Annotated in this window: 18 protein-coding genes; 14 read left to right on the top strand and 4 right to left on the bottom strand. The window is 41.7% G+C overall.

Features of this window, described 5'->3' with window-relative positions; genetic code table 11:
• Positions 1-2 precede the first annotated feature (2 nt).
• The 7 genes from WA256_RS04390 (at position 3) to pdxJ (ending at position 6353) form a co-directional block, all read left to right on the top strand.
• A complete protein-coding gene (locus WA256_RS04390; protein WP_058586462.1) occupies positions 3-452 on the top strand; it encodes a SoxR reducing system RseC family protein in 450 nt (149 codons plus the stop codon).
• A 70-nt stretch (positions 453-522) separates the two neighbouring features.
• The gene (lepA, locus tag WA256_RS04385) at positions 523-2310 is read left to right on the top strand and encodes a translation elongation factor 4 (RefSeq protein ID WP_304636985.1); all 1788 of its coding nucleotides are present in this window, start codon (positions 523-525) and stop codon (positions 2308-2310) included.
• A gap of 26 nt (positions 2311-2336) precedes the next feature.
• On the top strand, positions 2337-3272 hold the full coding sequence (gene lepB / locus WA256_RS04380) for a signal peptidase I (RefSeq protein WP_062566752.1): 936 nt from the start codon (positions 2337-2339) through the stop codon (positions 3270-3272).
• A gap of 2 nt (positions 3273-3274) precedes the next feature.
• Complete coding sequence (rnc, locus tag WA256_RS04375; RefSeq protein ID WP_054554337.1) at positions 3275-3952, top strand: ribonuclease III; 678 nt, start codon at positions 3275-3277, stop codon at positions 3950-3952.
• Positions 3942-4874 (top strand): GTPase Era, encoded by a 933-nt coding sequence (era, locus tag WA256_RS04370; RefSeq protein WP_054554338.1) that lies wholly within the window; start codon positions 3942-3944, stop codon positions 4872-4874. Before rnc ends, era begins: the two co-directional genes overlap by 11 nt.
• Before the next feature lie 17 nt (positions 4875-4891).
• On the top strand, positions 4892-5578 hold the full coding sequence (recO, locus tag WA256_RS04365; protein WP_058586460.1) for a DNA repair protein RecO: 687 nt from the start codon (positions 4892-4894) through the stop codon (positions 5576-5578).
• Between the two features lie 43 nt (positions 5579-5621).
• Complete coding sequence (pdxJ, locus tag WA256_RS04360; RefSeq protein WP_054554340.1) at positions 5622-6353, top strand: pyridoxine 5'-phosphate synthase; 732 nt, start codon at positions 5622-5624, stop codon at positions 6351-6353.
• Between the two features lie 68 nt (positions 6354-6421).
• On the opposite strand, the gene WA256_RS04355 is transcribed toward pdxJ, so the two are convergent.
• Genes WA256_RS04355 through barA form a run of 3 tightly spaced genes read right to left on the bottom strand, consistent with a single transcriptional unit; the run spans position 6422 to position 10042 of the window.
• Entirely contained in the window at positions 6422-6748 is a 327-nt protein-coding gene (locus tag WA256_RS04355; RefSeq protein ID WP_335989228.1) for a hypothetical protein, read from the bottom strand.
• A gap of 12 nt (positions 6749-6760) precedes the next feature.
• Complete coding sequence (locus WA256_RS04350) at positions 6761-7237, bottom strand: energy transducer TonB (RefSeq protein ID WP_062566755.1); 477 nt, start codon at positions 7235-7237, stop codon at positions 6761-6763.
• A gap of 36 nt (positions 7238-7273) precedes the next feature.
• A complete protein-coding gene (barA, locus tag WA256_RS04345; protein WP_058586457.1) occupies positions 7274-10042 on the bottom strand; it encodes a two-component sensor histidine kinase BarA in 2769 nt (922 codons plus the stop codon).
• Between the two features lie 80 nt (positions 10043-10122).
• Here barA and rlmD point away from each other — a divergent pair, with 80 nt between their 5' ends.
• The 5 genes from rlmD to eno all read left to right on the top strand — a co-directional run bounded on the left by rlmD (position 10123) and on the right by eno (position 17619).
• A complete protein-coding gene (rlmD, locus tag WA256_RS04340; protein ID WP_335989224.1) occupies positions 10123-11448 on the top strand; it encodes a 23S rRNA (uracil(1939)-C(5))-methyltransferase RlmD in 1326 nt (441 codons plus the stop codon).
• A 7-nt stretch (positions 11449-11455) separates the two neighbouring features.
• The gene (relA, locus tag WA256_RS04335; protein WP_063529468.1) at positions 11456-13615 is read left to right on the top strand and encodes a GTP diphosphokinase; all 2160 of its coding nucleotides are present in this window, start codon (positions 11456-11458) and stop codon (positions 13613-13615) included.
• Positions 13615-14415: a nucleoside triphosphate pyrophosphohydrolase gene (gene mazG / locus WA256_RS04330; RefSeq protein ID WP_335989222.1), complete on the top strand. Its 801-nt coding sequence runs from the start codon at positions 13615-13617 to the stop codon at positions 14413-14415. The genes relA and mazG overlap by 1 nt, the downstream gene beginning before the upstream one ends.
• A 157-nt stretch (positions 14416-14572) precedes the next feature.
• Positions 14573-16207, top strand: coding sequence for a CTP synthase (locus tag WA256_RS04325; RefSeq protein WP_062566759.1), 1635 nt, complete (start codon positions 14573-14575; stop codon positions 16205-16207).
• A gap of 113 nt (positions 16208-16320) precedes the next feature.
• Positions 16321-17619 carry a phosphopyruvate hydratase gene (gene eno / locus WA256_RS04320; protein ID WP_062566760.1) on the top strand — a complete coding sequence of 433 codons (1299 nt, stop codon included), beginning with the start codon at positions 16321-16323 and terminating at the stop codon, positions 17617-17619.
• A gap of 49 nt (positions 17620-17668) precedes the next feature.
• Here eno and mutH read toward each other — a convergent pair whose 3' ends face one another.
• A complete protein-coding gene (gene mutH / locus WA256_RS04315) occupies positions 17669-18340 on the bottom strand; it encodes a DNA mismatch repair endonuclease MutH (protein WP_335989218.1) in 672 nt (223 codons plus the stop codon).
• A 541-nt stretch (positions 18341-18881) separates the two neighbouring features.
• Between mutH and rppH the strand changes: the two genes are divergently transcribed.
• Positions 18882-19400, top strand: a complete 519-nt coding sequence (gene rppH / locus WA256_RS04310; protein WP_054562240.1) for an RNA pyrophosphohydrolase — start codon at positions 18882-18884, stop codon at positions 19398-19400.
• A gap of 33 nt (positions 19401-19433) precedes the next feature.
• Positions 19434-21710, top strand: coding sequence for a phosphoenolpyruvate--protein phosphotransferase (gene ptsP / locus WA256_RS04305; protein ID WP_062566761.1), 2277 nt, complete (start codon positions 19434-19436; stop codon positions 21708-21710).
• Positions 21711-21955: the final 245 nt, after the last annotated feature.

Genomic DNA, 21955 nt, shown 5'->3' with positions numbered 1-21955 from the left:
TCATGATTGAACAAACCCTCACTGTCGTGTCGGTAAAAGGCACGACAGCGAATTTAGAAGCAGAACAAAAGCAAGCCTGTGCCGGCTGTAATGGTCGTTGTGGTTCGCAAGTTTTTGCAAAGCTGTTTGGAACAGCTAAAAAAACCTTTCCTTATACCTTCGAAAAAGAGCTCCAAGTAGGGCAAAAAGTAACTTTAGCACTCGATGATAGCCACTTAGTTAAACACGCTATGGCTGTTTACATGCTACCCCTTTTGTTTAGTTTAGGGTTTGCTTTAATCGCATTTTCGGCTTTTTCGCTTACAGAAGGCTGGCAAATTTTAGCCGCCGTGATTGGTGGCTTAACGGGCTATGCGATAGCAAAATCAAGGGTTAAGAGCCTTAAGCATGATATTAAAGTAATAAAAATTCACCCAATTACTATTCCTTTCACTCAAATAGATGGTGATTAAAGCCAATTAAATGTAAAATTGTCGCTTTATACACTTAGTCCATTTTATATAGAAGTTTAGAATCCAGTTTATGAAGCATATCCGTAATTTTTCGATCATCGCCCATATTGACCATGGTAAATCGACTCTCTCTGACCGTCTTATCCAAGTTTGTGGTGGTTTAACAGACCGTGAAATGCAGCAGCAGGTGTTAGACTCAATGGACATTGAGCGTGAGCGTGGTATTACCATCAAAGCGCAAAGTGTAACGCTAAATTATAAAGCTAAAGACGGCGAAACATATCAGTTAAACTTTATCGACACGCCAGGACACGTTGACTTCACATACGAAGTATCGCGTTCACTTGCAGCCTGTGAAGGTGCGCTTTTAGTTGTTGATGCGGGTCAAGGTGTAGAAGCTCAAACTTTAGCTAACTGCTACACAGCAATCGAAATGGACTTAGAAGTTATTCCAGTTCTGAATAAAATCGATTTACCGCAAGCCGACCCACTGCGTGTAGCAGAAGAAATTGAAGACATCATTGGTATCGATGCCCTAGATGCTGTGCAATGTAGTGCTAAAACTGGTATTGGTATTGAAGAAGTACTCGAAATCATTGTTAAAGATATTCCGCCACCAGAAGGTGACAAAGATGAGCCACTACAGGCGCTTATCATTGACTCATGGTTTGACCCATACCAAGGCGTTGTATCATTAGTACGTATTAAACATGGTGAATTGCGCTCGGGCGATAAAATTAAGATCATGTCGAATGATCAAGTTCACATCGCAGATAAAGTCGGTATTTTCACACCAAAACAAACCAACACGGGTATCCTAAAAACCGGTGAGGTAGGCTTTGTTATTGCGGGTATTAAAGAAATCCATGGTGCACCTGTAGGTGATACCATCACTTTACAACGTAATCCTGCTCCAGAGCGTTTACCGGGCTTCCAACGCATTAAACCGCAGGTTTATGCAGGTATGTTCCCAATTTCATCAGATGACTATGAGTCATTCCGTGATGCGCTAGATAAATTAAGCTTGAACGATGCGTCGTTATTCTTCGAGCCAGAAAACTCAACAGCACTAGGCTTTGGTTTCCGTTGTGGCTTCTTAGGTATGCTACACATGGAAATCATTCAAGAGCGTCTTGAGCGTGAATACGACATTGATCTTATTACCACTGCGCCAACAGTAATCTACGAAGTAGAGACTAAAGACGGAACTAAACAGATAGATAACCCGTCTGACTTACCGCCGGTGAATAATATTCTTGAAATCCGTGAGCCAATTGTTGAAGCTAACATACTAGTTCCGCAAGAGTTTTTAGGTAACGTAATTACGCTTTGTGTTGAAAAGCGTGGTATGCAAACTAAAATGAGCTACCATGGTAAGCAAGTTGCGGTGACGTACGAATTACCGATGGCTGAAGTAGTCATGGACTTCTTCGATAAGTTAAAATCAACAAGCCGTGGTTTTGCATCGCTTGATTATAACTTTAAGCATTTCCAAGCTTCAGACATGGTACGTGTTGACGTATTAATTAATGGTGAGCGTGTTGATGCGTTAGCGATTATTGTACACCGCGATATTGCACAATCACGTGGTCGTCAGTTAGCTGAAGCACTGAAAGACTTAATTCCACGTCAGCAGTTTGATATTGCGATTCAAGCAGCGATTGGTCAGCATGTTATTGCCCGTACAACAGTTAAGCAATTACGTAAAAACGTAATCGCGAAATGTTACGGTGGTGACGTGAGTCGTAAGAAGAAACTACTACAAAAACAAAAAGAAGGTAAAAAGCGAATGAAGCAACTAGGTAACGTTGAAGTACCTCAAGATGCATTCTTAGCTATCCTTAAAGTTGGTAAATAATTAGAAGTAAATAAAGGAATTAATGCATGGCGGGTTACTTTTCTATTTTCTTAGTGTTGTTAACGCTAGGCTCAGGATTAATTTGGTTAATTGACCACTTTATGTTTGCGCCAAAGCGTCAGCAACGCATTGCCCTTGCTCAAAACGCAGCAGGTGGCGAATTAGACGAAGAAACCGCTGCATTAATTGCGCCTGAGCCAAGCATCACTGAAACGGCTAAGTCAATCTTCCCGATGATTGCAGCGATCACTATTTTTCGCTCTTTCATTTTTGAACCGTTTCAAATTCCATCAGGTTCAATGATGCCAACCCTATTAGTGGGTGACTTCATTTTGGTACAGAAGTACTCATATGGCATCAAAGACCCAATTTGGCGTAGCCAGTTAGTTGATGTTGATGAACCTGAACGTGGTGATATTGTGGTATTTAAATACCCATTAGACGAGCGCGTAGATTACATTAAACGCACGATTGGTTTACCGGGCGATAAAATTGTATATCGCAATAAGCACCTTTATATTCAGCCAAAATGTGCCGAAGGTGTAACACAGCAAGGTGATTTGCTGTGTAATGAATACAACAAAATTGATATGGAAATCCTCAATAGTGACGAGTTCAAGCAGGGTTCGATGAATTTAGTGCGCTTAGAAGAAAACCTAAGCACAGTGAATCATAATATTTTAATAAACCCGCAAGCTCCTGAAATGAAAGGCCGTTATTATCAACAACCAGGTACACGCTCAGACGAGTGGGTTGTTCCTGCCGATCATTATTTCATGATGGGTGATAACCGTGATAATAGCCAAGACAGTCGCTTTTGGGGCTTTGTACCTAAAGAAAACTTGGTAGGTAAAGCCGTCTTTATATGGATGAGTTTTGAATTTGAGAATGGCCCAGATGACTTTTTACCAGGCTGGGTTCCAACTGGTGTTCGTTTTGAACGCCTAGGTAATATTCAGTAACGATGAAAAAAAACGTAACAGAGTTATACAACAAAATAGGTTATACATTTACTGATCAAGCTTTGCTTGAGCAGGCAATGACGCACCGCAGTCATAAAGGCCAACATAACGAGCGCTTAGAGTTTTTAGGTGATTCGATTTTGAGCTTTGTGATTGCGAATGCACTTTACACTAAATTTCCAAAAGCACGCGAAGGTGATTTAAGCCGCATGCGTTCGACCCTAGTTCGTGGTCAAACGTTGGCTGAGTTTGGCCTAGAGTTTGGCTTAGGCGATTACTTACGCTTAGGTCCAGGTGAGCTTAAAAGCGGTGGTTTTCGCCGTGAATCAACCCTTGCTGATGCCGTAGAGGCGATTATTGGTGCGGTGTTCTTAGACTCAAACATTGAACAATGTGGTGAGTTAATTTTAAGTTGGTACGAGTCGCGTCTTGACGCAATTTCGCCGGGCTTAAATCAAAAAGATCCGAAAACATTACTTCAAGAATACTTACAAGCGCGCAAATTATCGTTACCTGGCTACACTGTAATTGATACAAAAGGCCAAGCGCACAATCAAACATTCACGGTTGAATGTATTGTTGAAGGGATGGATAGCATTATCTCAGTAGGTAGCTCACGTCGTAAAGCTGAGCAAAAAGCCGCTGAAAAAGCCTTAAAGATACTTAAAAATGAATCTTGATGATTTAATTAGCAAAGAACCTGCAGAGCTAGATACGCACTGCGGTATGGTTGCCATTGTTGGCCGCCCAAATGTAGGTAAATCAACCTTACTTAACTATATTGTTGAGCAAAAGGTGTCTATTACCTCACGTAAGCCACAAACCACACGCCACCGTATCATGGGTATTCATACCGAAGGTAAATACCAAGCTGTTTATGTGGATACACCAGGCTTACACGTCGAAGAAAAACGCGCTATTAACCGTTTAATGAACCGTGCTGCGTCGAGCTCAATTGGCGATGTGGAACTGATCATCTTTGTGGTTGAAGGCACACACTGGAACGAAGACGATGAGATGGTACTAAATAAAGTACGTCAGAGCGGTCGTCCAGTATTGTTAGTGATGAATAAAATTGACCAAGTTAAAGACCGTGATTTAGTGCTTCCGCACATGCAGTTTTTAGGTGGTAAATTTGATTTTGTGGCTATTATGCCGGTCTCTGCAAAGCAGGGTAAAAATATTGATTTAATCAAAGATGAAGTGAAAAAGCGTTTACCGCTTTGTGAGTTTTACTTTCCTGAAGATTACGTAACAGACCGTTCAATGCGCTTTATGGCGGCTGAAGTGATCCGTGAAAAGCTGATGCGCTTTATGGGTGATGAGCTACCATATTCAGTCACTGTAGAGATCGAGCAGTTTAAATGGCAAGAAAACGGTGTCTGGCAAATTAATGGTTTGATCCTCGTTGAGCGTGAAACGCAAAAGCGTATGGTGATCGGCAATAAAGGCGAAAAGCTGAAAGTTATTGGCCGTGAAGCCCGTAAAGACCTTGAAGACATGCTTGATAACAAAGTGTTTTTAGAACTTTGGGTAAAAGTGAAGTCTGGCTGGGCTGACGATGAGCGTGCGCTACGTAGCCTTGGCTATGGTGAAGACTAAGTAAAGTCTTACACGCCATGGATAGCGAATTCTACACAGCATACTTGCTGCACCGACGTCCATTTAGCGACTCGCAAGTCATGCTCGATATGCTGGTAGAAGGCGTAGGTCAGCTGAGAATGCTGGCCCGTGTTAGTGGTCGCCAGGCCACTAAACATAAAGCACAATTACAACCTTTCCAATCTCTGCTCGTACAATATAGCGGCAAGTCTGATTTAAAATACATTAATCGTTTTGAACCCCATGGCCGGCAAACTATGTTGCAGGGTACCGAGCTTTATTGCGGCTTCTATATGAACGAATTAACCAATCGTATCGTACCTATCAATGAGCCGATGGAAAGTGTATATCATCTTTATAAACAGCATCTAGACGAGTTATCAACCACTAAAAACCTACAAGCGGTGCTGCGCTCTTACGAGTTTCAACTGTTAGAGATGCTGGGTTATGGCGTTGATTTTAGCGTTGATGCCGAAGGGGATGAAATAAACGATGCAGCAAATTACCAGTACTTTGCTGAATACGGTTTTTTACTGCATGACGACCCCCATAGTGGCTTTTCAGGAAAGCAATTAAATGCCATAGCAGCTCATGACTTTAGCGCCCCTGATGTGTTATATATGGCAAAGCAATTAAGTAGATACCTACTCAAGCCTTTACTTGGTAAAAAGCCATTAAAAAGCCGTGAGTTATTTATTAAGTAGGCTGATGTTCAGCCTTGAATCGTTGTATTAAACAGGTAAAAAAATGAAAGATATTCTTCTTGGTGTAAACGTTGATCACATTGCCACTTTACGCCAAGCGCGTGGCACGAGTTACCCAGATCCTGCGCATGCTGCAGCTGTTGCAGAGCATGCTGGTGCAGATGGTATCACCATTCATTTGCGTGAAGACCGTCGTCACATTCAAGACCGCGACGTATATGTGATGGCAAAAACGATTCAAACACGTATGAATCTTGAGATTGCAGTCACCGATGAAATGATCGACATCGCCCTTGAAGTGAAACCTGCTTATGTTTGTTTAGTGCCTGAAAAACGTGAAGAGCTCACCACTGAGGGCGGCCTAGATGTTGTGGGTAATTTTGAAAAAGTAAAAGCAGCAACAGAAAAGCTAACAGCTGCGGGAATTAAGGTTTCGTTATTCATTGATGCCGACAACGCACAACTTGACGCTGCAAAAGCGTGTAATGCTCCATACGTTGAAATTCACACAGGTGCTTATGCTGATGCTGAAAATGACGAAGAGCTTCACACTGAGCTTGAGCGTATACGTAGCGGCGTACAATATGCTGATAGCTTAGGTTTAATCGTTAATGCCGGCCATGGTCTTCATTATCACAATGTAAAACCCATTGCGGCAATGCCAGAAATTTATGAGTTAAACATTGGCCATGCGATTATTGCCCGTGCAGCGATTGATGGTTTAGAAAAAGCAGTCAGCGATATGAAACGTTTAATGATTGAAGCAAGACTTTAGCTGACGCCTTTAATAAGAGCCAGCAAATTTGAATACTGAACGCGGTGGAGATAATATCCATCGCGTTTTTATTTACTCAGATAAACAATAAATTGTGCAAGCAATGAAGATAGCCAAGGCGAAAGGCAGAGTAGGGCCACTAAATATTGATGTTTTTTCTTAAAGCTTTTTAAAACATCATCATCTACGGCCGACAATTCACCTTTTTTAATTGAATGAAAAACCATCGAGTTAGGTTTTGCCTTCATCAAACGGGCTTGGCTTTCGTATGTTTGCCACTTCTCTGTGTAATTGGTTTTTACGTAATTATTAGCTTCTATACTTAGTTTTTTATAGCGGAGGAAAAACCAAGTGAGTGAAATAGCACTAAAGACGATAAGTAAGATAAAATACAAAGCAAGCTCCCTTTAATACTTCACTACGCGTGTACCCGTGGAATAAATAATATCTGAACTAGGGCATGAATAGTTAGGTTTTAGCTCTTTGCAAGATTGCTCAGGTGTGTCAAAACAAAAGTCAAAGCGAGTTTGGGTTTTCACCGCTTTATCAGTAATATTTTTCGCCAGCTCATTCCAGTGCCAATTAGTGATTACATCTTTTGCTGCGTCGGCAAATACAGAGTTAGTTGAGGCAACTACCTGAATATCTCTAATCTCATTTTGTGGCGTAATGACATACTCAATAGTTGCGCAACCTTCTTTTGCTTGGATAACTGCTTTTTTTGGGTATCTGGCAGGAAAGCGTTCAAGCTGTTGCCATTTTGCTGACTCCATTTCATTATAGCTAACAGCTAAATCCGCATACTCTAATTTTACTGGTTTGTCTGAGGTTGATGCGCAACCAAAGACAAACAAACTGCCAGCTAGTATTAAAGAGTTTTTCATTAATATATTCCTTTATATAATTTATTGGGTGTTCTTTTATCTTTGTTGCTCAACCATACCTGCATCACTTAACAAATTATTCAGCTCATCAACAAGCTCAAATAGTTCAGGCTCAATGTAATTTAAATCGCAATCGCCTTTTAAAGCTGTCTCGAGTGTTTCGGCAAGTGATTTTAGTTTTGGTACGCCTGTGTAACAACATGCTCCATGGAACTTGTGCACTATGCTAAGTACATGTTCACAATCTTCTTTTTCTATAGCTTCATTGAGTAGGCGCAAGGTTTCAGGCACGCTGAGTAATAGCATGTTGAGCATTTCTAGTGCTAGTTCTTCTTTACCGCCTGCGCGTTGAAGTGCCAGTTGCCAATCGAGGCGGGCACTTTCAAATGGAGGTTCTGAGTCAACTGCGGCAGTTTTGCTACGTTCACGATTAATTGGCGATTGCGGGCTATGATCGCTAATTATTTGTTTTAGCATGTCCTCATCAATAGGCTTAGTTAAGTAACCTTTAAAGCCATCTTTAAGCAGTTGCTCTTTTTCACCTGCGAGGGCGTGAGCAGTCACTGCAATGATAGGGGTATCTTCATTGAGAGATGACTCGCGAATAAGTTTACATGCGGTAATACCATCCATAATTGGCATTTGGATGTCCATAAAGATCAAGTCATATTTATGGCTTTTACTTAAACTGTAAGCTTGTGAGCCATTATGTGCGGTATCAATTAGCTCAATTTGTTCTTCAAGCAAGGTGCAAATCAGTTTTAGGTTGGCATCGTTATCGTCAACAACCAGTACTTTAAGTGGTAATAATTTTTCATCACCTTGCTCAATGTTATGCACCGGGTGGTCAAGACGGTAAGGCGCAGCAAGTACCTCACATAATTTACGGTGGTTAAGCGGTTTACTTAAGCAAGCATCTGCACCGCTACCGACAAAGGCTTCACGCATATTATGCGAAACCGTATTAAGCATTATGTATAAATAATCAGTGACAGGGCGGACTGCTTTTACATAACTCTTAAGTTGCTGCATATCGTCAATAGTAGCGGTATGGCCAATAATACAAATATCGTAGCTGAAGTCTTTGTTGATCTCATTTAAGAAGCTTTCTTCATCCATGCAGGCGGTAACGCGAGTTTGCCATTCATGTAGTAGCGATAACGTTGCTTGATGGGTATGCTCATGAGGCTCAAGATACAAAATACGTTTATTGATCAGTGATTGAGTCGGTAAGTCACTGGTAATTGAGTTACTTGGCGTTCTGAATACGGCATTGAACGTAAAGCAGGTACCATTACCAGGTGCTGAGTTTAGGGTAATGCGGCCATTCATCGCTTCAACAATATGTTTAGTGATGATTAACCCAAGACCTGTGCCACCAAATTTACGGGTGATACTAGAGTCTGCTTGGCCAAATGGTGTAAACAACGCATCTTGTTTATCCATTGGGATGCCCACACCGGTGTCGGTGACAGACACCAAAATCGAGGCGCGCTCTTCATCCAGTAAACGGTAGCCAACATCAACCTTGATTGAGCCTTTTTCAGTAAATTTAATGGCATTGCTTAACAGGTTTATCAAAATTTGTTTAAAGCGGGTCGGGTCGCCAGTTAGATTGTCTGGTACTTGTGGATGGATAAATATTGAAAGCTCAAGTTGCTTTTCGTGAGCACTCGGTGCCAACAAGGTCATAACTTCATTAATATTGTCACGGAGCTGGAATTGCATTGACTCAAGTTCCATGGCACCGGCTTCTAATTTCGAAAAGTCTAAAATATCACTGATAATTGTAAGTAAGCTATTGGCCGACAGTTCAATGGTATCTAGATAATCTTTTTGATGCTTATTGAGCGGGGTTTTATAAAGCTGGCGCGTAAAACCTATTACACCGTTTAAAGGTGTACGTAATTCGTGACTCATTTTAGCTAAAAAGTCTGATTTTACTCGGTTCGCATCTTGTGCATCTTTTTTAGCAATACTTAACTGAATATTTTGGGTTTCGTATTGTTCGAGTGTTTCGCGGTAATCAGAGGTTGCTTGGTCAATGTGCTTTTGCATCTCATCACGTTGCACAACCATAGTTTCTGAAATGGTATTTAAACCTGTGCGTAATAGCTCAAATTCGCCAAACATTTTTTGATCGAGCCCAGTGTCGACTTTACCTTCAATGAGTTTGTCGGTAGCTAGTACTAACTTATTAAGAGGCTGAATAAACATGCGGGTTAATCTGAACGCTAATACGGTGGCAAGTATGAGCGCGAGTAAAATTACCACGCCACTGACTAATAATGCCCGTTGCTGGCCAATAATGGCTTGTTGTTTGTTAAGCATGATCACCACAGTGCCCAGCGATGCTTGGTAGCTGTGATGATTCCAAATCATGTCTTGGCGGCTATGATTAATTATGGCAGTAGAGAATGTTAGATAGTGCTCAGAATTTTGTACTTGAATGCCATCCATGCTGTTTGCATTGCTGCTAACAATTTCTTTGAATTCACTTTGGTATTTACTAAAAATCACTAACTCATTGTTTTCATCAAAAATAGCAATTGATTGGATAGCAGGGGAGTGTTTGTTATGTGTATGACTAACTAAGCGAGTTAATAAGGCTTTATCACGCTTTATTAATGGTTGCTCAACAGCAATGGCGAGGGGCTCAATAATAGTCACGCCCTGCTGATACAAAATTTCATCGAGCTCAATGTAACGATTTATTGTAAAATAACCGCCCAGCAACAAGCCTATGATCACAGTCGGTATAAGTGTAAGGGTTAAGACTGAGTCACGTAAGCCAAATTTAGTCATAAAGAATGTTGTTATCATTATTATCGTTGTTTAAGAGTATATACTTACTCCCGCTTTATCAATAATTAAGGTGTTGCCCGATGGCACAGATTTTCAAAGCCAAAAAGAAATCCGTTTCGCAAAAAATGCTAACCCTCAATGTCACTGCTATGGATCACCAAGGGCGAGGCGTTGCTAAGCAGGGAAATAAAGTCTGTTTTGTTAATGGTGCTTTGCCGGGTGAAGAAGTAAAAGCGTTATTGATTGAAGATAAAGCACGTTTTGCCAGTGCTGATTGTAAAAAAGTACTATCAGCCTCAGCGCATAGGGTTACTCCTTTTTGTCAGCATTATCAGGTTTGTGGTGGTTGTCAGCTACAGCACCTTAATGCAGAGCAACAATTGGTTGAGAAGCAAGCTGCGGTTAGCCAGCTGTTTAGCAAGTTTGCTAAAGCTGATGACTTAAATTGGCAAGCACCTCTGCTTAGTGAAGAGCACCATTACCGTCGCTCTGCGCGTATTGCTGTAATGCATGACAAAGCTGCAAAGAAAATGCGTGTAGGGTATCGAGCTCAGGGGTCTAAGCAATTGGTGAGTATTGAAAGCTGTGATGTGCTGAGCAGCACTTTTAAAGACGTTTTTTCAGTTTTTGATGTTCTTATCAACAGCCATTCAGGTCTTAGTAGTATTAGTCACTTACAATTATGTGAAGCTGATAACGTGGCCTTTGTGGTTATTAGGCATACCAAAGCTATTAATGCAGAGTTAAAAGCCATAGTCGTAGCGGCGTGTGATGAATATAGCTGGCGTGTTGTGTGGCAATCACAAAGTGGTGAAATTGATCACAGTGACCATCCAATGCCGTACTACCAGATACCAGCTTATGATTTGCGTTTTGAGTTTGGCCTTGAGAACTTTATTCAAGTTAACCCGCAAGTGAACCAAGCTATGCTGCATCAAGCAAAACAGTGGCTTGATTTACAAGGTCATGAGCAGGTATTGGATTTGTTTTGTGGTATTGGTAACTTTTCATTATTGATTGCAAAGTATGCTAAATATGTTATTGGTGTTGAAGGGGTCGATTCTGCGGTTGCATTAGCAAAACAAAATGCGCAAACTAACTCATTGTCGAATACCGATTTTTATTGTTTTGATTTAACAAAATCAATGCAATCAGCTGCTTGGTTTAGTGCTGAACTTGACGTGTTAGTTCTTGATCCATCACGTACTGGCGCAATGGCTATTTTAGAGCAGTTACCACTTACTCAGTTTAAAACGATTTTATACGTCTCTTGTGATCCTGTTACTTTAGCCCGTGACAGTGCAATTATTTTACAAGCAGGCTTTAGCATTGAAAAAATTGGGCTTATGAATATGTTCCCGCATACCGGGCATATTGAAACGATGGCGTTATTTCACAGGAGGTAAAGCGCACATGGTAGCCACTAGACAGTCACATCAGCTAACTAAGCCGAGTGATTTTGCCAGCCGTATCGAGCTGTTAGCGCTAACAGAAGACAAACATACCTTATTAGAGCAGGCCCACCAACTGTGCCTGCATTGCGATGATGCAAAACGTGAAAACACAGCCATTGAAATGGTGGAGATTTTAGCTGAGCTAAATTTAGATGCAGACTCTCTTACCACTGCTTTTTTAACGCCTTATTTTTTAGCCGAAAAAATCTCAATTGAGACAGTCACCGAAAAGCTAGGTAATCACGTTGCGTTATTACTAACAGGCGTAAGCCAAATGGCTACCATCAGTACCTTAGCCCACCAAGGTAAAGGCACTGTACAAATTGATAATATCCGCCGCATGTTACTAGCTATGGTTGAAGATGTGCGCGCTGTAGTGATTAAACTTGCAGAGCAAGTGTGCCACCTGCGTGATGTTAAAGATGCCAGTGAAGAAGAGCGCGTTATCGCCGCTAAAGAAACACGCGACATTTTTGCGCCCCTTGCGAATCGTTTAGGGATTGGTCAGCTTAAATGGGAACTTGAAGATCTTTCGTTCCGTTATTTGCACCCAGATACCTATAAAAATATCGCCAAACAGCTGGATGATAAGCGCCTTGCCCGAGAAGCTTATATGGAGAACATGGTTGCTTTAGTCAAAACACGCTTGGCTGAAGCAGGTATTGAAGGTGAGGTGTATGGCCGCCCTAAGCATATCTACAGCATCTACAAAAAAATGGCACAGAAGAACTACGAGTTCGACCAGCTTTTTGATATTCGCGCTATGCGCATTGTGGTAGAGCGTCTGCAAGATTGTTACGCGGCATTAGGTATCGTGCATACTAACTGGCGCCATTTAAATAAAGAGTTTGATGATTACATCGCAACACCTAAGCAAAACGGTTATCAGTCAATTCATACCGTGGTATTTGGCCCAGAAGGTAAAACCGTTGAAATTCAAATTCGTACGAGCGAAATGCACCAAGATGCTGAGCTAGGTGTTGCTGCGCATTGGATGTACAAAGAAGGTGCATTGCCTGGGCGTGGTTCAGGCTACGAGCAAAAAATTAGCTGGTTACGTAAGTTACTGCAATGGCAAGAAGAAGTTGTTGATGGCAGTGACCTAGCGGAAGAGCTTAAAAACCAAGTAGTAGAAGACCGTGTTTATGTGTTTACGCCTAAAGGGGATATTTTCGATTTACCGCTGGGTGCAACTCCACTTGATTTTGCTTATTACATTCACTCAAATGTAGGACATCGCTGCATTGGTGCAAAAGTGTTTGGCAAAATTGTGCCTTTTACTCATCAATTAAGCACCGGCGATCAGGTTGAAATTTTAACTCAAAAGCAACCTAACCCAAGCCGTGATTGGTTAAACCCATCGCTAGGTTATATTAAGTCATCGCGAGCACGCTCTAAAATCCATCATTGGTTTAAGCAGCTTGATCGCGATAAAAACTTAAGTGCCGGTAAAGAAATACTCGAAACTGAGCTGCAAAAACTAGATTTAACAACCAAAGATCTAGCGCCAGCAATCGAGCGCTTTAACCTTAAAGGCCTTGACGACCTTATGGTTGCGGTAGGTGCTGGAGATGTTCGTTTAAACCAGTTATTAAACTTTATCAGTGACCGTGAGCATGACGAACCACAAATTAAGTTTAAAAAGCCAAAAAGTGTCACCGGCGATAAGAACGGTATTGTTGTTGATGGGGTAGGTAGCTTAATGAGCCATGTTGCTAAATGCTGCCGACCTGTGCCGGGCGATGAAATTATTGGCTACATTACGCAAGGCCGAGGGATTGCCGTTCACCGTGAAGATTGTGATTCGTTTGAGAAACTTCGTGAAAAGCATCCTGAGCGGGTGATATCAGTAAGTTGGTCAGACGATGTCAATGGCTCTTACTCATTAACGATTAAAGTTGAAGCGACCGATCGCTCAGGCCTTATTCGAGATATCAGCTCAGTGCTTGCAAACGAAAAAGTGAATGTGCTGAACATGAACGTCAACACGGTTGAAGATAAGCAGCTTGCGCTGTTTTCAATGCAGGTTGAAGTACATGACTTATCAAGCACCAACCGCTTATTGTCTAAGTTACACCAAATCGAAGGTGTACATGATGCAAAGCGTGGTCACTCGTAATGGATGATAAACAGGCAATTGAGCAGTCGCTTGCAATTATGGCTAAACTACGGGACCCAGAATCTGGGTGCCCGTGGGATTTAAAACAAGACTTTAAATCAATAGTGCCCCATACCCTTGAAGAAGCTTACGAAGTAGCAGACTGCATTGAAAAAGGTGAGCTTACTGAGCTTAAAAGTGAGCTTGGCGATTTACTGTTTCAAGTCATCTTTTATGCTCAACTTGCCAAAGAGCAAGGATTATTTGATTTTACCGATGTGGCTAATACGCTTAATGATAAGTTAGTGCGTCGTCATCCCCATGTCTTTGCAGAACAAAGTGAGCTGACTGACGCTGAGCTTTCGGCGCAGTGGCAGGCTATTAAAGCACAAGAGCGAGCAGAAAAAGCAGCTTCACCACAAATGAGCCTGTGGCAAGACATTCCTGATGCTATGCCGGGGTTATCAAAAGCGAAGAAGATTCAACAGCGTGTAGCAAGCCTAGGGTTTGATTGGCCAAGTTATCATTGTGCGCTCGATAAAGTTGCTGAAGAAGTAGACGAAGTAAAAGAAGCGCTGGCTCACGACCCTTATTCAGAGCACAGTGCAGAAGAGCTTGGTGATTTACTGTTTGCAACAGTGAATGTTGCCCGTCATATTAAGCGCGATCCTGAGCAATTATTACGAAGTGCCAATGCTAAGTTCGCGTCACGCTTTGAAAAAGTGGCTGCTTACTTAGGTGAACGTGGCCAGAGTTTAGAAACGGCTAGCCTTGAAGAAATGGACAACGCATGGGAAGCCATAAAAAAACAAGCCAGGTAAGTGCGTTGTAGAGCAGTTTGGGTACAGTGTAACCAAGCTCGTTTTTTGTGCACTTATTTGCTAATTTTATCTGGATTGATAGCAGCCCCTTTGCTATAATATCGCCCCGTCTTGATTCTATATTATTCCTTTTAATTCCTGATATTCTAGGGTTCGCATGAGTACAAAATTTATCTTCGTAACTGGCGGGGTTGTTTCTTCGTTGGGTAAGGGTATTGCAGCAGCGTCATTAGCCGCTATTTTAGAAGCACGTGGTCTTAACGTGACTATTTTAAAGCTGGATCCTTACATTAACGTTGACCCAGGCACTATGAGCCCAATTCAGCACGGTGAAGTATTTGTAACTGAAGACGGTGCAGAGACTGACCTTGACTTAGGTCACTATGAGCGTTTCATCCGTACCAAGATGACTAGCCGCAACAACTTCACACAAGGTCGTGTTTATGAAGATGTATTACGACGTGAGCGTCGTGGTGAGTACCTTGGTGCAACAATTCAGGTTATTCCACACATCACAAACGACATTAAGCAACGTGTATACGACGGTGCTGAAGGTCGCGATGTAGCAATCGTTGAAATTGGCGGTACAGTTGGTGACATCGAGTCACAACCATTTTTAGAAGCAATTCGTCAGCTTGGCACTGAAATTGGCCGTGAGCGCGCATTGTTTATCCACCTAACGCTAGTGCCATTCTTAGGCCCTGCAGGTGAAGTTAAAACTAAGCCAACACAACATTCAGTAAAAGAATTACGTTCGATTGGTATCCAACCAGATATCTTGATCTGTCGTTCTGATCGTAAATTACCAAATAACGAGCGCGCGAAGATCGCACTTTTCACTAACGTTGAAGAGAAAGCTGTTATTTCATTACCAGACGTAGAAAGCATCTATAAGATCCCTGCGTTACTTAAGTCACAAGAATTAGATAACTTCGTATGTCGTCGTTTCTATCTTGAGTGCCCAGAAGCAGATTTATCTGAGTGGGAGCAAGTGTTATATCAAGAGTCTAACCCAACAGGTGAAGTGACAATTGGTATGGTTGGTAAGTACATCGAGCTACCAGATGCATATAAATCAGTAAACGAAGCATTAAAGCATGCAGGTTTGAAAAACCGTTTAACTGTGAACATCGAATACGTTGATTCACAAGACTTAGAAAGCAAAGGTACTGAGTTACTCTCTCATCTTGATGCTATCTTAGTTCCAGGTGGCTTCGGCGGCCGTGGTGTTGAAGGTAAGATCTTAGCGGCTAAATATGCACGTGAAAATAAAGTTCCTTACTTAGGCATTTGTTTAGGTATGCAAGTAGCGCTTATTGAATATGCGCGTAACGTTGCAGGCCTTGAAGATGCAAACTCAACAGAGTTTAACGCTAAATCAGCACACCCAGTTGTTGGTTTAATCACTGAATGGCAAGATGCTGACGGTAACGTTGAAATCCGTGATGAGCAATCTGACCTAGGTGGTACTATGCGTTTAGGTGCACAGAAGTGTCACTTAACACCTGGTTCTAAAGTAAGCGAAGTGTACGGTAGTGACGAGATTGTTGAGCGTCACCGTCACCGTTACGAAGTGAATAATCACTACGTAGAGCAGCTTGAAAAAGCAGGCTTAAGTTTCACTGGTTTATCTGAAGATAAGAAACTAGTCGAAATTATTGAGAATAAAGATCACCCTTGGTTTATTGCCGCGCAATTCCACCCGGAATTCACGTCAACACCACGTGATGGTCACCCGCTATTTGAAGGGTTTGTTGCAGCTGCGCATACTCACCAAAAAGCGTCATCGTAATTTAAATAGGCCGTGCTTTATGCACGGCTTATTTGTTTTAATAAGCCAATGGCATTAAGGATAATTAATAAAATTGGCACTAACTCACCATTTTCGGGAAAAGAGGAATCAAGATGTCAGAAATCGTAAAAGTGATTGGTCGCGAAATCATGGACTCGCGTGGTAACCCAACTGTTGAAGCTGATGTACATTTAGCTGATGGTTCATGGGGCCGTGCTGCAGCACCATCTGGTGCATCAACAGGTACTCGCGAAGCGCTTGAATTACGTGATGGTGATAAAGCACGTTACCTAGGTAAAGGTGTTTTAAAAGCAGTAGGCTATATCAATAACGAAATCGCTGAAGCGCTTAAAGGCCAAAACGCAGTTGACCAAAAAGCGGTTGACCAAGTAATGCTTGACTTAGATGGTACTGAAAACAAAGAAAAACTAGGTGCTAACGCTATCTTAGCTGTATCTTTAGCAACGGCTAAAGCGGCTGCTAACTCTAAAGGCGTTGAGCTTTATGAGCACATTGCAGACCTAAACGGCACACCAGGTGTTTACTCAATGCCATTACCTATGATGAACATCATCAATGGTGGTGAGCACGCTGATAATTCTGTTGATATTCAAGAGTTCATGATCCAACCAGTTGGCGCTACAAACTTCCGTGAAGCATTACGTATGGGCGCTGAAGTTTTCCACAGCTTAGCAAAAGTACTTAAAGCTGAAGGCCACTCTACATCAGTAGGTGATGAAGGTGGTTTTGCTCCTAACCTTGAATCTAACGAAGCGGCACTTGCTGCAATCAAGGTAGCTGTTGCAAATGCAGGTTATGAGCTTGGTAAAGATATCACTCTAGCTCTAGACTGTGCGGCATCTGAGTTCTACGACAAAGAAGCTAATATCTACGACCTTAAAGGCGAAGGTAAAAAATTCACTTCTGAAGAATTCAACCACTTCCTTAAAGGCCTTACTGAGCAATACCCAATTGTTTCAATTGAAGACGGCTTAGATGAGTCGGATTGGGATGGTTTCGCACACCAAACACAACTAATTGGCGACAAAGTACAATTAGTAGGTGACGATCTGTTCGTAACTAACACGAAGATCTTAAAGCGTGGTATTGATAACGGTATTGCTAACTCAATCCTAATCAAATTCAACCAAATCGGTTCATTAACTGAAACGCTTGCTGCTATCAAAATGGCTAAAGACGCTGGCTTCACTGCTGTTATCTCACACCGTTCAGGTGAAACTGAAGATGCGACAATTGCTGATTTAGCAGTAGGTACTGCAGCTGGTCAAATCAAAACGGGTTCATTAAGCCGTTCTGACCGTATTGCTAAGTACAACCAACTACTTCGCATTGAAGAAGTATTAGGTGAAAAAGCACCTTACAACGGTCTTAAAGAGGTTAAAGGTCAGTAATCTGGCTTAGCTCATCAAGACTTTAAAAAACCTCCTTCGGGAGGTTTTTTTATAGCTGAAATTGTTGTTTTAGGATTTCGCCGGTGAAGCTGGTTTTTAGATAAAAGCCGCGAGGTAAAGTTTGTACTATCTGGCCATTCGGGCCAATTGCATCAGTCACCGCTTTGCTATTGGCAGCTTTTGGCCTTATTTGCATTACATCACCTAAATGACCCGAAATTTCATCTACGCGACCAAGGGCAATTAGCTCCATTTGTTCTTCCCAATCACGCTGTAAAAGGGCATCTTGCTCTGCACTTGGCTGCCATAAAAAGCCACTGCCTATGGTGCGGTGAAAAGGCAGTATCTCACGTTCGCCTAAAATCGGTAGCCATAAAACATGATTCAACTTTTTACGAACCGTGCTTTGCTGCCAAGTCATTCCTGTAACATTTAATAGCGGCGTTACCGAAACAAAGGTTGTTTCGAGAGGTTTCCCTTTAAATGAAATCGGCAAGGTTTTTAGCTCAATGCCTAACTCTTCAAAATCAGGTGTTGGTTTTGAACCCGCTGTTGCGCCAAGCACATATTCGATAAGTTGCCCGGTCCAGCCTTTTTCACGAAGTAAATCGTCAGGGGTTTTGAACTGATATTGCTCGGCTAGCTGCCCTAGGGTGAGGCCAGCAATAGCATCAACACGTTGCATTAATTCGTTTATAGAAGCGGGTTTTATTGGTCGCATAAGGCGTTTATTTGATTGTCTATTTATCCGGTTCATGATAGCAAATGCGTGCCTTAGTGGATATCTTTGTGTTTGGGTGTTTTTTGCGCACGTTAAGGGTGGGCTAAAAATAATCAGTTTTACTTTTCGATGTTTTAGTATAACTAACTGATATTTAATTGTTTTACTGTTTTTTTTATGTTGTTTCTATTTCATTAATTAAACAGTTGTTTGTATAAATACAGATATATAAACATGTTTATCCACAGTTTCTGTGGAGAAAGTGGATATTTCAACTGTGGATTGTGGATTTGTTTGCAATTTAGGCATGATTTATAAAAGTTATGCACAAGCTGTGGGTAAGGTGATAAAAATACGGTTGTAAATAGTTATTTTAATCAAACAGCACATTTTTATAATAATTACTTCGTAACACCTTGATTAAACATGTTTGTTAAAAAATAATTTTTCAATCTAATTTAGGCTTAGGTGTAAAGTGTTTGCTGTATCGCAGGTTATGTGGAACAATCAATAAAAATCGACTTACAAATGAGGCACTAAGGTGATTGATGCCGAAGGTTTTCGTGCCAATGTCGGAATTGTAATTTGCAATAATCAGGGACAAGTATTTTGGGCTCGTCGCTATGGTCAGCACTCTTGGCAATTTCCCCAAGGTGGTGTTGATGACGGCGAAACAGCAGAGCAAACCATGTACAGAGAATTACACGAAGAAGTGGGCTTGCTTCCTGAAGACGTTGAGATCGTCGCAAGTTCTAAACATTGGTTACGCTATAAATTACCCAAACGTTTAATTCGCAGAGACTCAAGTCCTGTGTGTATTGGGCAAAAACAAAAATGGTTTTTACTGAAACTTCGTTGTAAAGATGAAGATGTAGATTTACTTAAAACTCATCACCCCGAGTTTGATGATTGGCGATGGGTGAGTTATTGGTATCCGGTTAGGCAAGTTGTTTCGTTTAAGCGCGATGTATATCGTCGAGTAATGAAAGAGTTTGCTCCGTTTGCAATGCCGTTTAATAAACGAGAGCAACACAAAGATCATTGGCGACATAAACGATAAGGGCAACCTTATTTAAATCAAAGGAGCAGCATCATGTTAGCCACGCTCAGATCAATTGCTGAGGCAGTGTCGCAACAGGCGGACTTGAATAGTGCGCTGGGGTGTTTTGTGCAAATGGTAAAAGATGCCATGCAAACACAGTGCTGCTCGATTTATTTTGCAGATTATAGTCAAGATAACTTTGTATTGATGGCCACCCAAGGCCTCAACCCAGATGCAGTGGGTAAGTTTCGTATAGGCTTTACTGAAGGTCTCGTGGGTCTTGTTGCTCAGCGTGAAGAGCCTATCAATATTGCTTTTGCTAAGTCTCACCCTCGCTTTAAACTCTCACCTGAAGTTAATGAAGAAGGCTATAACGCATTTTTATCAGTGCCAGTCGTGCACCAGAAAAAAGTTTTAGGCGTTATTGTTGTTCAACAAAAACTAGCCCGTGTATTTAGCCCTGACGAAGAGTCATTCTTAATTACGCTCTCGGCCCAGCTAGCTTCTCAGTTAGCTCATGCAGAAATAAAAGAAATATTACGCGTCGATGAGTTTTCACACCAAACCTCAGTACTAAAAGGGGTATCAAGTGCACCAGGTATTGCCATAGGCGAGGCCTTTGTGGTGATCCCTAAGCTCGACTTTAGCTCCATTGAACTGCAAAAAGACGACGATGTGAGCACTCAGCGTAAGCTATTTACCCAAGCAGTGGCTGCGACGCGGAACGAATTTAATACCTTATCGATGACTCTGAGCGACTCTATTCCGCAAGAGGCGCTGGCGGTATTTGATGTTTATCAGCAGTTACTTGATGCCAAAAGTCTTGGTCAAAATGTTGAAGCGCAATTACAACAAGGCTGGAATGCTAAAAGCGCCCTGAAAATTGTAATTGAGAAATTAGTGACTCAATTCAATGCCATGCAAGACCCTTACATTAAAGAGCGTGCTGTTGATGTTAAAGATATTGGTTTGCGAGTCTTACACCATTTAGTTAATACTGAGCATGCGGCAAAACCTTACCCTAAAGACACTATTTTAATTGCCGGTACATTAACTCCCGCAATGCTTGCTGAAGTACCTAAAGGGCATCTTGCTGGGGTTGTGAGTGTTAATGGTGCAGCAAATAGCCATGCTTCAATTTTAACTCGTGCTATGGGGATCCCTGCAATTTGGGGCATTGAAGATGTGCCGTTATTGCAGTTTGAAGGCAAGCAAATGATTTTAGATGCCTATGCAGGGCGTTTATATATTTCTCCTTCACAAATGCTGCAAGAGGAATACAGTCAGCTCAAATATCAAGAAGCCTTATTGAACGACCGTTTTGTAGCAGAGCAAAACCTAGATGCCATCACTAAAGATGGCGAACACATTAGCTTATTACTTAACGCGGGTCTTGAATTAAATACCGAGCATGACAATAAGCCATTTTGCGATGGGGTAGGTCTTTATCGCACCGAAGCCTGGTTTATGCAAAAAGGCCAATTTCCTTCACAGTCAGAACAAGAAAGCTGGTATCGCGAAGTGCTTACTAGTTACCATCCTAATCCTGTGGTGATGCGTACACTCGATATTGGTGGCGATAAAGTTTTAGATTACTTCAATATAACAGAAGAAAATCCATTTTTAGGTTGGCGTGGTATTCGCGTGACCTTAGATCACCCAGAGCTATTTTTAGATCAGCTTAAGGCAATGTTAAAAGCCAATATTGGTTTGGGTAATTTAAAAATCATGCTGCCGATGATCAGCGGCTCAGAGGAAGTCGATGAATCGTTAAAATTGCTCGAACAAGCCTACTTTGAGTTAAGTGAACAATATCCTGAACAAGCCATTGAGCGCCCTGAAATTGGTGTGATGTTAGAAGTACCTTCAAGTGTATTTATGCTTGAAGAGTGGTCGCAAAAAGTCGATTTTTGCTCTGTAGGTAGCAACGATTTAACCCAGTATATGCTGGCAGTTGATCGCTCTAATGCCCGCGTTGCTGAGCTATTTAACCCTTATCACCCAAGTGTACTTAGAGTGCTGTTAAAAATAGCACAAGAGTGTCAGCAACATGAGTTGCCATTTAGCTTGTGTGGTGAGTTAGGGGGCGACCCCGAAGGAGCGTTACTGCTTATTGCGATGGGGTATCGAAGCTTGAGCATGAACTACGCTTCGATTAGTAAAATTAAGTTCGTGCTTAGGCGATTAAATGTCAGTGATATGGAAAAGTTACTTGCAGAGTGTTTATTACAACCAACGGCAAAGCATGTACTTAGGTTAACGCGTAACTTTATGATCGAACATCAACTCGGTGAGCTTTTTTACACCCCAAGCCAAGGTCAATCATGAGGGAAAATTGTGCTGTGAAGCGCCTATACCCAAGCCACCTCAAGATGTAGAATTCAGCGTTTCACAGGTGCTTAATATCAAGGCGTTACTTTGCAACAATGGCAGTCCCTTTTAAGAAGTAACAACGATGAGAGTAAGTGCCTGTGAAAAGCCCAAAGGGTTGGTTTAAAAGCGATTTATACTGCGTTATTGATTTTAACAATAGAACCACTATTACTTGCAATCAATGCCTTGCCTAAATCGCT

It is taken from the genome of Pseudoalteromonas sp. CH_XMU1449-3 (genome assembly GCF_037027245.1).
Taxonomy (GTDB): domain Bacteria; phylum Pseudomonadota; class Gammaproteobacteria; order Enterobacterales; family Alteromonadaceae; genus Pseudoalteromonas; species Pseudoalteromonas shioyasakiensis.
The sequence above is the reverse complement of the archived record's forward strand: the minus strand, read 5'-3'. Positions and strand labels throughout refer to the sequence as shown.

Excerpts from the sequence above, each read along its gene's own strand:
- WA256_RS04390 (WP_058586462.1), top strand. The coding sequence starts at position 3 with ATGATTGAACAAACCCTCACTGTCGTGTCGGTAAAAGGCACGACAGCG.
- lepA (WP_304636985.1), top strand. The coding sequence starts at position 523 with ATGAAGCATATCCGTAATTTTTCGATCATCGCCCATATTGACCATGGT.
- lepB (WP_062566752.1), top strand. The coding sequence starts at position 2,337 with ATGGCGGGTTACTTTTCTATTTTCTTAGTGTTGTTAACGCTAGGCTCA.
- rnc (WP_054554337.1), top strand. The coding sequence starts at position 3,275 with ATGAAAAAAAACGTAACAGAGTTATACAACAAAATAGGTTATACATTT.
- era (WP_054554338.1), top strand. The coding sequence starts at position 3,942 with ATGAATCTTGATGATTTAATTAGCAAAGAACCTGCAGAGCTAGATACG.
- recO (WP_058586460.1), top strand. The coding sequence starts at position 4,892 with ATGGATAGCGAATTCTACACAGCATACTTGCTGCACCGACGTCCATTT.
- pdxJ (WP_054554340.1), top strand. The coding sequence starts at position 5,622 with ATGAAAGATATTCTTCTTGGTGTAAACGTTGATCACATTGCCACTTTA.
- WA256_RS04350 (WP_062566755.1), bottom strand. The coding sequence starts at position 7,237 with ATGAAAAACTCTTTAATACTAGCTGGCAGTTTGTTTGTCTTTGGTTGC.
- barA (WP_058586457.1), bottom strand. The coding sequence starts at position 10,042 with ATGACTAAATTTGGCTTACGTGACTCAGTCTTAACCCTTACACTTATA.
- rlmD (WP_335989224.1), top strand. The coding sequence starts at position 10,123 with ATGGCACAGATTTTCAAAGCCAAAAAGAAATCCGTTTCGCAAAAAATG.
- relA (WP_063529468.1), top strand. The coding sequence starts at position 11,456 with ATGGTAGCCACTAGACAGTCACATCAGCTAACTAAGCCGAGTGATTTT.
- mazG (WP_335989222.1), top strand. The coding sequence starts at position 13,615 with ATGGATGATAAACAGGCAATTGAGCAGTCGCTTGCAATTATGGCTAAA.
- WA256_RS04325 (WP_062566759.1), top strand. The coding sequence starts at position 14,573 with ATGAGTACAAAATTTATCTTCGTAACTGGCGGGGTTGTTTCTTCGTTG.
- eno (WP_062566760.1), top strand. The coding sequence starts at position 16,321 with ATGTCAGAAATCGTAAAAGTGATTGGTCGCGAAATCATGGACTCGCGT.
- mutH (WP_335989218.1), bottom strand. The coding sequence starts at position 18,340 with ATGCGACCAATAAAACCCGCTTCTATAAACGAATTAATGCAACGTGTT.
- ptsP (WP_062566761.1), top strand. The coding sequence starts at position 19,434 with ATGTTAGCCACGCTCAGATCAATTGCTGAGGCAGTGTCGCAACAGGCG.